Raw genomic sequence first — 11713 nt, 5'->3', positions numbered from 1 at the left:
ACTTTTTCAACAGAATCGGCCGTTTACCGCCAGTCAAAGCCACAAGTTTACTGGCCATATCCGATGCAATTTACATCCATAAAAATTGCAAACAGCAGGTCACGTCAAATCCAAGCCGCCGATTAACCAGAGTGGAATTTCGCAGTTCACCCGGTTAATGCACAGGCGCCGCTTCAGACAGGTAGAATCAGCCACTTAATCCAACGGGCGGATGGGCGTAGTGGAATTTCAGCACGGTTTTATTTTGTCGCGACATTGGCGTGATACGCCAGGCGGCAGCGTGGTGGAGTTCTGGCTGGCAACCGATCAGGGCCCGCGTCAGTTGCGCTTGCCGCTGCAAACCTCGGTTGCCTTCATTCCGGCCGAGCAGCGCCAGCACGTTGAAGCCCTGCTCGCCAACGAGACGGGCTGCGAGTTACGCACGCTGGGCTTGCGTGATTTTCAGCAACGCCCGGTGATTGGCTTGTATTGCCAGCAGTACCGTCAACTCATGCAGCTCGACAAGCTGCTGCGTAAAGCCGGCGTGGATGTTTACGAGGCCGACATCCGCCCGCCCGAGCGTTACCTGATGGAGCGATTCATCACCGCCGGTGTGAGCTTTACAGGCACCGAAGATGCACACGGCATCGTGACCGACGCGCAACTCAAGCCAGCTGCAGACTATCGCCCGACCTTGCGTCTGGTGTCGCTGGACATCGAAACGACCGAGCATGGCGAGCTTTATTCGATAGCCCTTGAAGGCTGCGGCCAGCGCGATGTGTACATGCTAGGCCCGGCGAATGGTGATGCCACCCCGCTCGACTTCAACCTGCAGTATTGCGCCTCAAGGGTCGAGCTGTTGCAACGACTCAACGAGTGGTTTGCCGCCCACGATCCCGACGCGATTATCGGCTGGAACGTGGTGCAATTTGACCTGCGCATACTTCACCAGCACGCACGCAGGCTCGCCGTTCCCCTGCTGCTTGGGCGCGGCAACAGCGAAATGCTCTGGCGCGAACATGGCAGCCGCAGCCATTACTTCGCAGAAGCGGCGGGCCGGCTAATTATCGACGGCATTGAAGGTTTGCGTTCAGCCACCTGGAGCTTCCCTTCTTTCAGTTTGGAAAACGTCGCGCAAACCCTGCTGGGCGAAGGCAAGTCGATCAGCACACCGTACCAGCGCATGGATGAAATCAACCGGATGTTCGCCGAAGACAAGCCGGCGCTTGCGCACTACAACCTCAAGGACTGCGAACTGGTAACCCGCATCTTCGACAAGACCGAACTGCTGCGCTTTCTGCTCGAGCGCGCCAGTGTCACCGGCCTGCCTGCGGATCGCAGTGGCGGCTCGGTGGCCGCCTTTACACACCTGTATATGCCGCTGATGCACCGCAAGGGATATGTCGCGCCCAATCAGGGTGAACGACCACCCGAAGCCAGCCCCGGCGGTTTTGTGATGGACTCGCAGCCGGGCTTATACGACTCAGTGTTGGTGCTCGACTTCAAGAGCCTGTATCCCTCGATCATCCGCACCTTCCTGATCGACCCGATCGGACTTATCGAAGGCCTGCAGCAGCCGGATGATGCACACTCTGTCGCCGGTTTCAGAGGCGCACGCTTCTCGCGCGACACCCATTGCCTGCCGTCGATAGTGGCGCGGGTTGCCGAAGGCCGCGAGACAGCCAAACGTGAGCACAACGCACCGTTGTCGCAAGCGCTGAAAATCATCATGAATGCGTTCTACGGTGTGCTGGGTTCCAGTGGCTGTCGCTTCTTCGACCCGCGCCTCGCCTCCTCCATCACCCTGCGCGGCCACGAGATCATGCGCCTGACCCGCGAGCTCATCGAGGCGCAGGGTTACGCAGTAATTTACGGCGACACCGACTCGACCTTTGTGTGGCTCAAGCGCCCGCACAGCGAGGCCGACGCAACCCGTATCGGTCACGAGCTGGTAGCCACCGTCAATCAATGGTGGAAGACCCATTTGCAGCAGCACCACGGCCTTGAGAGTGCGCTGGAATTACAGTTCGAGAGCCACTATTGCCGCTTCCTTATGCCGACAATCCGCGGCGCGGAGGAAGGCAGCAAGAAGCGTTACGCCGGCAAGGTGCGGCGCAGCGACGGCACCTCGGAAATGGTCTACAAAGGCCTGGAAACCGTGCGCAGTGACTGGTCGCCACTGGCTCAACAGTTCCAGCGCGAACTGTATCAACTGATCTTCGACCAGAAACCTTATCAGGCGTACGTGCGCGACTACGTGCAACGCACGCTGGCGGGAGAGCTGGATGACCTGCTGGTGTACCGCAAACGCCTGCGCCGACCGCTCAACGATTACCAGCGCAATGTACCGCCGCATGTGCGCGCCGCCCGCACCGCCGACGAATACAACGCCGAACTGGGCCGGCCGATGCAATACCAGAGTGGCGGCTGGATCAGCTACGTCATCAGCAAAAACGGCCCCGAACCACTCGAGATTCGCCGCGCCGCTATAGACTACGACCACTACCTGACTCGCCAACTGCAACCAGTGGCGGACGCCATTCTGCCGTTTGTTGATGACGACTTCAGTACCTTGATTGGTGGGCAGCTGGGTTTGTTTTAACACTGACGCGCTCACCTAAACCAACCCGGCCAGGCCGCTAACGCAAATCAGCCAGCAACCAGCTGCTGAAAAAATTACACGCCTGAGCGGTCACTCATTAGTTTTAGCTCTAGCTCAAACGGAAATTGCAGCGCCGCCTTGATTAAGCCGCATGGCTTATACGTTATTCAAACAATGGGTTCAGTTGTGCTAGCTTTATGATTAAAATGTTATAACATAACAAAATCATAATCACCGAATGACAGACTTCAGATGAACACATTGACCTTGCCAGATATAGCCGCGCAAATCTCAGCCCATCAACAGGCTCTGGACTCGGTCGGCATGCAGGACATCGCGTTGCCGATTAATCTGGCCGGGCAACGTATCAATACCCGCGCGGATGTAGGAGTCAGCCTAGATGATGGCGATGCCCGTGGTATTCATATGTCGCGTCTGTACTTGGCGCTGCAGGCACTGGAACACGACGCGCTGAGCCCGGCGACGCTACAGCAGCTCCTGGATCAATTTCTCGACAGCCACCAGGGGTTATCAGAGCAGGCATCGATTCAGTTGCGCGGCGAGGCTCTTCTGAGTCGGCCAGCGCTAATCAGCCCTCTCACCGGTTGGAAATCCTATCCCTTCGAAATACGTGCACATCAAAACTCCTTAGAGGGCTACGTGGAGCTCCAGACAGAAGTGGCCTACTCCTCTACTTGCCCCTGCTCCGCCGCCTTGACGCGCCAATTGATTCAACAGCGCTTTATTGAGGACTTCGCCAACCAAGCTCTGGATCACACCAAACTGCTGGCTTGGCTCGGCTCGCCTCAAGGCATCGTCGCCACCCCGCACAGCCAGCGCAGCTACGCCATCCTGCAAGTACGCCTGCATAAGGAGTGCGTTGAGCTGCCGCTGGTAGAGTTAATCGACGTTGCCGAACGAGCTCTCGGCACCGCCGTGCAAACCGCGGTAAAACGAGCTGATGAACAGGCCTTCGCCCTGGCCAATGGGCAAAATCTAATGTTCTGCGAAGATGCCGCACGCCGGCTGCATAGCGCGTTACGTGAACAATCTGCATTCAGCGCATTTCATCTGCGCGTAGTACATGCCGAAAGCTTGCACGCACACGACGCCGTCGCTGTCAGCCGTTGGAACTGGAACCAGTCATGATCAGTTGCCACAACCTGCAATGGGGCCCTGACGACCGAGCGCTGACGCCACCTTTAAACCTGAACCTGGAGCGCGCCAGCTTAACGGCCGTGATCGGCGCTAACGGCTGCGGCAAAAGCAGTTTGCTCAAGGTGATTGCCGGTATCCAGCGACCTCAGCGCGGAGCTATCGAACTCGCAGTTCCGCGTTTAGGCGGGGTTGGGTATCTAGCGCAACAGCAGTCGCTGGACAGACAATTTCCGATCAGGCTTGGTGATCTGGTTAGCGCTGGATTATGGCGCAGCCCGCTCACTCGCCAACGGCGTCAGGCGCGCTTGGAGCAAGCTTTGGCAGACTGGGGCTTACTCGACCTGCAACAACGCAGCCTCAAAGCCTTGTCCGGTGGTGAATTACAGCGCGCCCTGCTCGCGCGCCTGAGCCTCACCGAAGCTCAAGTGTTACTACTTGACGAGCCGGAAGCCGCACTGGATGAACACGGCCTGGCTCTGTTTTGGCAGCACGTTCAGCGTTGGCAGATGCAAGGCAAGACACAAATCATCGTCAGCCACTCCATCGGCAACATCAGTCAGCATCTTGATGACGCCTTAATGGTGGCACGAAGCGGCTGTATTTTTGCGCCTGTTGGCGAACTGCTGAATCAACGCTCGTCTCTGGAGAACGTGGCGTGAGTCTGGAGTTTCTCTGGAGTCCTTTTGTCGAATTCGCCTTCATGCGCCGCGCGTTGGCGGGTGGCGTGGCACTGGCTTTGAGCGCCGGACCACTGGGCGTATTTTTGGTGTTGCGCCGATTGAGTTTGATGAGCGATGCCATCGCCCACGGCATTTTGCCTGGCGCAGCCGTAGGCTTCTGGTTGTTTGGCCTGAGCCTACCGGCATTGACGTTGGGCGGTTTAGTAGCAGGGCTTGGCATGGCAGGGATCGCGGCGTGGGTAACCCGACGCACCGGCCTGCGCGAGGACGCCAGCTTGGCTGCCATCTACCCCATTTCGCTGGCCAGCGGCGTGTTACTTCTCGGATTAGCAGGCAACAAACTTGACCTGCTGCACCTCCTGTTCGGCTCGGTGCTGGCCGTAGACCCGACAACCCTGAACGGCATGCTGCTGGTATCGACTGGCAGCCTAATGCTACTGGCGCTGATCTATCGCTGGCTATTGATGGACAGTCTCGATCCGTTATTTCTCGCGGGCGTAAGCCGCTTCGGCCCGTTGGCTTATGCAGTGTTTCTAACCTTGGTGGTGCTCAATCTGGTGGTCGGATTTCAGGCCATCGGCGCACTGATGGTAGTCGGCCTGATGATGCTCCCGGCCGCTGCCGCACGCTTTTGGAGCAACCATTTGCCGTGCATGTTACTGCTCGCCGCACTTACCGGCGCGGTCTGCGTGTGGCTCGGGCTGCTGCTTTCGTACTACGCCAACCTACCCAGCGGCCCGTGCATAGTGCTACTCGCCGGCCTCGCCTATATCTGCTCCGTAATACTCGGGCCGCTGAACGGCCTGTTGCGCAACAAATCCCTTTTAACGCCTGCCCATTGAGGAACAACCATGCGCACCCTGATTGCCTTGTTATCCCTGAGCCTAAGCCTTTTCGCCAACGCAGATGAAAAGCTCAAGGTGGTTACCAGCTTCAGTATTCTGGCTGACATCACCCAGAAAATAGCTGGAGAAAAGCTCGAACTTCACAACCTTGTAAGCCCAGATGCTGATGCTCACGTCTATCAGCCCAGCGCCGAAGATGCTAAAGCGGTGTTCGCGGCCGACCTGATTATCGCTAACGGGCTTGGCTTTGAGCCCTGGCTTCAGCGCTTGATCGCCAGCACCGAAGCCCCTGGCACCCGAGTTGATGCCAGCGCTGGGGTGGTGCCGTTGATGCTTAATGAAGAGGGTCAGCGGGTGGCCGACCCACATGCCTGGCAGAGCCTGGCAAATGCCGAAATTTACGTGCGCAACATAAGCAACGCACTGAGCCAGGCAGACCCGGCCAATGCAGCCTATTACGCTGAGCGCAGTAAGGCCTACATCGATCAGATCCATACACTGCTGGGCGAAACCCGCGTCCGCATGACCCAGTTACCAGAAGCCCAACGCACCATCATCACCAGTCACGACGCATTCAGTTATCTGGGACAAGCTTATGGTCTGAGTTTCATAGCACCGCAAGGGCTGTCCACAGAGGACGAACCCTCTGCAGCCGACGTTGCAGCATTGATCCGCCAGATTCGAAGCGATGAAGTGCGTGCGGTGTTCGTCGAAAACATTCGTGAGCCGCGCCTGATCCAGCAGATCGCCACTGAAGGCGGCGCCATGGTCGGCGGCACTCTGTATTCCGATGCTCTGGCCAGCTCAGGTCCCGCCAGCAGTTACTTAGGCATGTTCAAACACAATATCGACACCCTACTGGCTGCGCTTAATCCATGAGCCTGTGGCTTGAGCTTGAAAAGGCCGGACTGGATGAGAGTCGCCCACTCAGTGAGGTGCTGGACGCCATCCCTTGGAATACCGACGGTCTGATCGCCGCCATCGCCCAGCAACATGACAGCGCAGAAGTGCTGATGCTGGCATGGCTCAACCGCACCGCGCTGGAAGAGACCCTCGCCAGCGGTCAAGTTTGTTATTGGTCACGCTCTCGCCAACAACTGTGGCGCAAGGGCGAAACCAGCGGTCACCGCCAGCGACTGGTCGAAGCACGCCTGGACTGCGACGGCGACGCCGTGCTGCTACTTGTTGAGCAACATGGGCCGGCCTGCCACACAGGTCGCCCTAGCTGTTTCTACAACGCCGTTAGCGAGGCGCGGGTGCGGGTAATCAGCGTGGCGCAATGAAGTGTTTATGGATTTACGCCTGCACTAAAACAAGATCACGCTAAAGCAAACGAATAACGTGCAATCTGCACGATCGAAACCGTCGAAGTTTGCGAATCGCATGATGGCAGTACGCCTCATAAATCTATAAGCCATTGAAAAACATAGGAATATAAAAACTAAAAAAGCTGGCACAGGCCTTGCGATAGATAAGACGTATCTGGAGCCAACACAGGCTGCATATCGAATCACTCGCAAGGAGACGCTACGATGAAAAAGCCAATGAATAAGACCCTTATCAGCGCCGCAGCTGCCACAGCATTGAGCCTTAGCATGGCGAGTTCGGTCTGGGCAGGTTCCGAGCCTGGCGCAGAGCCAATGATTCCGGCTGAAGGCACTACCATGAACGAGATGAATCAGGGCGCAGCCGCGCAATCTGATGAGTGGATCACTGAAAAGGTCCAGCAGAATCTCGGCACTGAAGTGACCCTGAAAACGGCCAACATCAATGTCGACACCATGAAAGGTGTAGTGACCTTGACCGGTACCGTTGCCACTGATGAAGCCCGTGACAAGGCTGTCGAGCTTGCAGAAGCCGTAGATGGCGTTAACGAAGTCAAAGCAGAAGCACTGACTTCGCCGAAGTAAGCCAGCAGTAACTGATTTTTTAGATCAGTAAGCAAAGCCCCGACGTTGATAGCGTCGGGGCTTTGTTGTTGGCGCAAGTATTTGCTCAGTAGCATGCAGCCGTGGCCGCGGATACTCAGTCATTCGTGCTGCAGAACTGCCCGGCTAGCTCAATGCGCTTAAACGATGCGCGAGCTTCGGTTGGGGTGATTGCGACTAACCGATCCAGCCGCAATTCAAAAGCGCCCTCGTTATTTTGCAGCTTAAGAAACTCTTCCTTGCTTGGGGCGGTACGTGTGTCGACCGCCCTCGCCTGCAAGGTGCTGCCGTCATCGAGCTCAAGCAACAGTTCATAGCCATGCAAACAGGCGATTTCCAGATAATCATAGAGATCACAATTCAGCGGTTTGTAGGTGCTCATGGCAAACTCCGCTTTGATGGTTTGCAGGCCCGCAATTTGCTCAAACTGGCGCGAGCGCCGGTTACCACTTACCGGTGTTGGCCATCGATTTCCAAGGTTCTGCAGGCGCCAGTGGCTCACCTGCCTGAAGCAGTTCGATGGAGATATTATCCGGCGAACGGACAAAGGCCATATGGCCGTCACGCGGCGGCCGGTTGATGGTCACGCCGTGATCCATCAAGCGCTGGCAAGTGGCATAAATGTCATCTACGCGGTACGCCAGATGGCCAAAATTACGGCCTTCTCCATACGGCTCAGGGTCCCAGTTGTAGGTCAATTCAACCTGCGCTTCGTGATCACCGGGCGCGGCCAAAAATACCAGTGTGAAGCGGCCTTGCTCGCTTTCGTGGGTTTTCAGCAACTCAAGCCCAAGCGCATCGCGATAAAAGCGTAGTGACTGCTCAATATCGGTCACGCGGACCATTGTATGTAGGTATTTCACAAGTTTCTCCAGTCAGGGGCTGTCTGATATTAGCCAGACAGGCTTAAACCTTGGCGCTGATTGAGCGATAAGGCTGGGCATTCACCGAGTTTGATAAACGCACCTCAACCGGCGCTGCAATCCACTCGCCGACTTGCGCGCGATAGCCTTTGTAGTGCTCGCTTTCGCGGTGCGCTTCAACCGCAGCCATATCGTCGTAAATTTCGAAAATATCAAACACGTTGGCATCGTCAGCGCGCACGAACAGGTCGTAGCGCTGGTTTCCCGCCTCGGCGCGCGAATGGCTGACCATCAATTGCAGCGCCTTTTCCATGGTTTCGCGGTGTTCTGGTTTAACAGTAACGGTGGCAAAAATAGCAACGGTCATGAAAATCCTCCTGAATTCAGTACGCCAAAAGCGCCAGGCACGGGCCTGACGCTTTCGCTACAAACAAGGCTTAAAGCAGTTTCATCAGCGCTTCGGCAGTTGCATCCGATGAGCCGGGGTTCTGCCCGGTAATCAACAAGCCATCAACTTCGACATGGCTCTGCCAGTCATCACTGCGGCTGTACAAACCGCCGTTGCCTTTAAGCATATCTTCTACCAGAAATGGCACCACATCGGTCAACTGCACGGCCTCCTCCTCACTGTTGCTGAAGCCGGTGACCTTCTTGCCCTTAACCAGCGGCTGCCCATCGGCAGCTTTGGTGTGGCGCAGCACGGCCGGCGCATGGCACACCGCCGCAACGGGTTTGCCCAGCCCCTGGAAACGCTCGATCAGGGCAATCGACTTCGCGTCTTCGGCCAGATCCCACAGCGGGCCATGGCCGCCCGGGTAAAAGACCGCATCGAAGTCTTCGGCTTTAACATGCTCAAGCTTGACGGTGTTGGCCAAGTCTTTTTGCGCCGCCGGGTCCTTGTCAAAACGCCGCGTGGCATCAGTCTGTGCATCATCCGCCGCGCTGTTCGGGTCAATTGGCGGCTGACCGCCCTTGGGCGACGCCAGCGTCAACTCAACGCCGGCGTCTTTGAATACATAGTAAGGGGATGCAAATTCTTCGAGCCAGAAGCCGGTTTTATGGCCAGTATCGCCAAGTTGATCGTGGGACGTAAGCACCATCAGAATCTTCATGTTGATTGCCTCCAGCGGCTAAAGCCAGGTTCGGTTTAAGTTGTGAGGATGATAGCCACACACCTATCATTCGAAAATTCAAAAGAAGTAATTACTGGTATCCAAATTTTGAATATCGTAAATAAAGACCTCAATCTGCTGCTGGTGTTCCATGTGCTCTATCAGGAGCGCAGCGTGTCGCGAGCCGCCGTGCGCATGGCTATCAGCCAACCGGCGCTGAGCCATAAGCTTAATAAGTTGCGCCATGAATTGGCCGATCCCTTGTTCGTGCGCGCACCGCGTGGCCTCACGCCAACGCCACTTGCACACGAGTTGGCGCCAGAGGTGCAGCGACTGGTGGCCGCGCTGGAGTCTTTTTACGACCATAGTGAAGGCCGCGACTTCCTCACCCGCGCTGAGCACATCCACCTCTACACCACCGACTACATGGAACAAACCCTGCTGCCGGGCCTATTGCCGCGCCTGCGCAGTCAGGCGCCGAATCTGGTGCTGATCACTCACAATACCCGTGGATTATTACCCCGCGAAGAACTCGAGAAAGGCACCTGTGATCTGGCCATTGCCGGCTTTTTTGCCGATCTGCCGGACACGTTTCGCCAACAGCGATTGCTCAGTGAAGACTTCGTCGTGCTGGCCTCAAAGGACAATCAGCAGTTGGCAGGCAACCTTGATATGCAAGCGTATCTGGCCTGCGAACACCTGCTGACCACGCTCACCGGCGACCTCAACGGCATTGTCGATCGCGCCCTTGAGGCCAACGGCTTGAGCCGCAAAGTGGCTGCGGGTTTATCCAGTTTTCTGGCACCGACCCGGCTGATTCGCGGCACGGATTTACTGCTCACCTGCTTGCGTTCAATCGGTGAGGAAGCCATCGCCCGCGACCCGGATTTACGCCTGTATCCGCTGCCGCTGCCATTGCAGCTGCCCACTGTCGAAGTGATGCAAATCTGGCATGAGCGCACCGATGCAGATCACCTGCGCCGCTGGTTGCGTCAGCAGATCCAAACGATGGCGAGCGAGTTGCACGCTGGCCGCTAGTCTGCCCACGCACGGCTCAAGGCCTGTAACGCGCGCTCAATATCTGGCTCAGCGACTGCCGCAAACCCCAGCACCAGCCCGGCCCGCTGCGTCTCGGGCGGGGTGCTTTCAAGCAGCCAGTAACTGCTCAGGCCATTGACCTCTACGCCAACGCTGGCCGCGCGTTCAATCAGCTCACGCTCGCGCTCGACGCTGCTCACACGCACGCACAGATGCAGCCCCGCATCGACGGCGGGCATTGCAGAGCAGCCGCGAATATTCTTCGGCCAGTGTGCCAGTAGCGTGTCGCGCCGGCTGCGCGCTGCCGTACGCATGCGCCGGATATGCCGCTGAAAATGGCCACTGCTGATGAACTCGGCCATCACCGCCTGCGTGCCGATTTCAGAGTGGCGAATGTCCAGCGCTCGGCGGCGGGAAAATGCCTGCGCCAATGCGAGCGGCAACAGCAGATAGCCGAGCCGCAACGCCGGAAAGGTGATCTTGCAGAAGGTGCCGACGTACAACACCCGCCCCTGCCGGTCGAGTGCGGCCAATGGCGCAAGTGGCGTGCCGTTGTAGCGGTACTCGCCATCGTAATCGTCTTCGATAATCCAGCCATCGTTACGCTCGGCCCACTCCAACAACTCAAGACGGCGTTGCAGAGACAATGTCACACCAGTTGGGTATTGATGCGATGGCGTGAGATAGACCAACCGGCAATTCTCGACGCCCGCTAATTGCGCGGTATTCAAGCCGTCCGCATCAACTTCGATGCCTTGCAGTTGAGCGCCTGCAACGGCCAGCGCATGCCCGGCAGCGCGATAACCCGGATTCTCGACCGCGACCTTGTCGCCCGGCTGCACCAGCAGTTGGGCACACAAGCTGATGGCTTGCTGGGCGCCACAGGTGATGACGATTCGCGCCGGATCACACGGCAAGCCACGGCTGTTGCGCAAGTAGGCGGCAATCAGCTCCCGCAACTTGCGATCACCCGCAGGGTCGCCATACCCGAGCCGGGCAAAATCCGCCTTGCGCCAGAACTTGGCCGAAAGCCGCGCCCAAGTCTCGAAGGGAAACAAGTCAAACGCTGGAACGCCTACCCGAAATGCGCGCGGGGCCCCGGCTGGCGGCAATGGTAAATAGTGACTCTCTAGTTGCTGCACGGCAGCGCTTGGCGTCGGGCTATCGGCAGTGTTGGGGGTTACCGGCGAAATCGCCGCCAGGTCGGCAACGTAGGTTCCATCGCCCACCCGCCCCTGTATGTAGCCTTCGGCGTAGAGCTGATCGAGTGCACGGGTCACGGTGTTGCGTGAAACTCCCAGCACGCCGGCTAAATCCCGACTGGCCGGCAAGCGTGCGCCGCTTGGCAGGCGTGCATCGAGAATCCGTTCACGCAGCGCCTCATACAACTGACGCGCCAATGCGCGGCCCGGCTTTAAATAGATGCCCGACAAATCGACCGGCAGGAGTGGCGCAACCGTCATAAATTGGCCCTACGAAATTGGCAGATAATGGATCTTACAACAGAC

Annotated in this window: 13 protein-coding genes; 8 read left to right on the top strand and 5 right to left on the bottom strand. The window is 57.5% G+C overall.

Features of this window, described 5'->3' with window-relative positions:
• The first annotated feature begins 220 nt into the window (after positions 1–220).
• The 7 genes from FEZ62_RS18335 (at position 221) to FEZ62_RS18305 (ending at position 7174) form a co-directional block, all read left to right on the top strand.
• A complete protein-coding gene (locus FEZ62_RS18335; protein ID WP_172929348.1) occupies positions 221–2581 on the top strand; it encodes a DNA polymerase II in 2361 nt (786 codons plus the stop codon).
• A gap of 252 nt (positions 2582–2833) precedes the next feature.
• Positions 2834–3730 carry a GTP cyclohydrolase FolE2 gene (gene folE2 / locus FEZ62_RS18330; protein WP_172929347.1) on the top strand — a complete coding sequence of 299 codons (897 nt, stop codon included), beginning with the start codon at positions 2834–2836 and terminating at the stop codon, positions 3728–3730.
• Positions 3727–4398, top strand: coding sequence for an ATP-binding cassette domain-containing protein (locus tag FEZ62_RS18325; protein ID WP_172929346.1), 672 nt, complete (start codon positions 3727–3729; stop codon positions 4396–4398). The genes folE2 and FEZ62_RS18325 overlap by 4 nt, the downstream gene beginning before the upstream one ends.
• 41 nt (positions 4399–4439) lie before the next feature.
• Positions 4440–5261, top strand: a complete 822-nt coding sequence (locus tag FEZ62_RS18320) for a metal ABC transporter permease (RefSeq protein ID WP_172929353.1) — start codon at positions 4440–4442, stop codon at positions 5259–5261.
• A 9-nt stretch (positions 5262–5270) separates the two neighbouring features.
• On the top strand, positions 5271–6143 hold the full coding sequence (locus FEZ62_RS18315; RefSeq protein WP_172929345.1) for a metal ABC transporter substrate-binding protein: 873 nt from the start codon (positions 5271–5273) through the stop codon (positions 6141–6143).
• On the top strand, positions 6140–6547 hold the full coding sequence (hisI, locus tag FEZ62_RS18310) for a phosphoribosyl-AMP cyclohydrolase (protein ID WP_172929344.1): 408 nt from the start codon (positions 6140–6142) through the stop codon (positions 6545–6547). Before FEZ62_RS18315 ends, hisI begins: the two co-directional genes overlap by 4 nt.
• A 261-nt stretch (positions 6548–6808) precedes the next feature.
• Positions 6809–7174: a BON domain-containing protein gene (locus tag FEZ62_RS18305; protein ID WP_069899689.1), complete on the top strand. Its 366-nt coding sequence runs from the start codon at positions 6809–6811 to the stop codon at positions 7172–7174.
• A gap of 115 nt (positions 7175–7289) precedes the next feature.
• On the opposite strand, the gene FEZ62_RS18300 is transcribed toward FEZ62_RS18305, so the two are convergent.
• The 4 genes from FEZ62_RS18300 to FEZ62_RS18285 all read right to left on the bottom strand — a co-directional run bounded on the left by FEZ62_RS18300 (position 7290) and on the right by FEZ62_RS18285 (position 9167).
• On the bottom strand, positions 7290–7574 hold the full coding sequence (locus tag FEZ62_RS18300) for a Rho-binding antiterminator (RefSeq protein ID WP_172929343.1): 285 nt from the start codon (positions 7572–7574) through the stop codon (positions 7290–7292).
• 61 nt (positions 7575–7635) lie between these two features.
• Positions 7636–8055 (bottom strand): VOC family protein, encoded by a 420-nt coding sequence (locus FEZ62_RS18295; protein WP_069898894.1) that lies wholly within the window; start codon positions 8053–8055, stop codon positions 7636–7638.
• 43 nt (positions 8056–8098) lie between these two features.
• Positions 8099–8422 (bottom strand): putative quinol monooxygenase, encoded by a 324-nt coding sequence (locus FEZ62_RS18290; RefSeq protein ID WP_069898896.1) that lies wholly within the window; start codon positions 8420–8422, stop codon positions 8099–8101.
• 70 nt (positions 8423–8492) lie between these two features.
• Positions 8493–9167: a type 1 glutamine amidotransferase domain-containing protein gene (locus tag FEZ62_RS18285; protein ID WP_172929342.1), complete on the bottom strand. Its 675-nt coding sequence runs from the start codon at positions 9165–9167 to the stop codon at positions 8493–8495.
• A gap of 108 nt (positions 9168–9275) precedes the next feature.
• Here FEZ62_RS18285 and FEZ62_RS18280 point away from each other — a divergent pair, with 108 nt between their 5' ends.
• Entirely contained in the window at positions 9276–10205 is a 930-nt protein-coding gene (locus FEZ62_RS18280) for a LysR substrate-binding domain-containing protein (RefSeq protein ID WP_172929341.1), read from the top strand.
• Here FEZ62_RS18280 and FEZ62_RS18275 read toward each other — a convergent pair.
• Positions 10202–11668: a PLP-dependent aminotransferase family protein gene (locus FEZ62_RS18275; protein WP_172929340.1), complete on the bottom strand. Its 1467-nt coding sequence runs from the start codon at positions 11666–11668 to the stop codon at positions 10202–10204. The genes FEZ62_RS18280 and FEZ62_RS18275 overlap by 4 nt on opposite strands.
• Positions 11669–11713: the final 45 nt, after the last annotated feature.

Source organism: Pseudomonas sp. MS19 (assembly GCF_013277615.1).
Lineage (GTDB): Bacteria > Pseudomonadota > Gammaproteobacteria > Pseudomonadales > Pseudomonadaceae > Aquipseudomonas > Aquipseudomonas marincola.
Note: the sequence above shows the minus strand (reverse complement) of the source record. Positions and strands in the feature narration are given on the sequence as shown.

Bases quoted from the DNA above. Each gene is read 5' to 3' on its own strand.
- folE2 (WP_172929347.1), top strand. From the start codon at position 2,834: ATGAACACATTGACCTTGCCAGATATAGCCGCGCAAATCTCAGCCCAT.
- FEZ62_RS18325 (WP_172929346.1), top strand. From the start codon at position 3,727: ATGATCAGTTGCCACAACCTGCAATGGGGCCCTGACGACCGAGCGCTG.
- FEZ62_RS18320 (WP_172929353.1), top strand. From the start codon at position 4,440: ATGCGCCGCGCGTTGGCGGGTGGCGTGGCACTGGCTTTGAGCGCCGGA.
- FEZ62_RS18315 (WP_172929345.1), top strand. From the start codon at position 5,271: ATGCGCACCCTGATTGCCTTGTTATCCCTGAGCCTAAGCCTTTTCGCC.
- hisI (WP_172929344.1), top strand. From the start codon at position 6,140: ATGAGCCTGTGGCTTGAGCTTGAAAAGGCCGGACTGGATGAGAGTCGC.
- FEZ62_RS18305 (WP_069899689.1), top strand. From the start codon at position 6,809: ATGAATAAGACCCTTATCAGCGCCGCAGCTGCCACAGCATTGAGCCTT.
- FEZ62_RS18300 (WP_172929343.1), bottom strand. From the start codon at position 7,574: ATGAGCACCTACAAACCGCTGAATTGTGATCTCTATGATTATCTGGAA.
- FEZ62_RS18290 (WP_069898896.1), bottom strand. From the start codon at position 8,422: ATGACCGTTGCTATTTTTGCCACCGTTACTGTTAAACCAGAACACCGC.
- FEZ62_RS18285 (WP_172929342.1), bottom strand. From the start codon at position 9,167: ATGAAGATTCTGATGGTGCTTACGTCCCACGATCAACTTGGCGATACT.
- FEZ62_RS18275 (WP_172929340.1), bottom strand. From the start codon at position 11,668: ATGACGGTTGCGCCACTCCTGCCGGTCGATTTGTCGGGCATCTATTTA.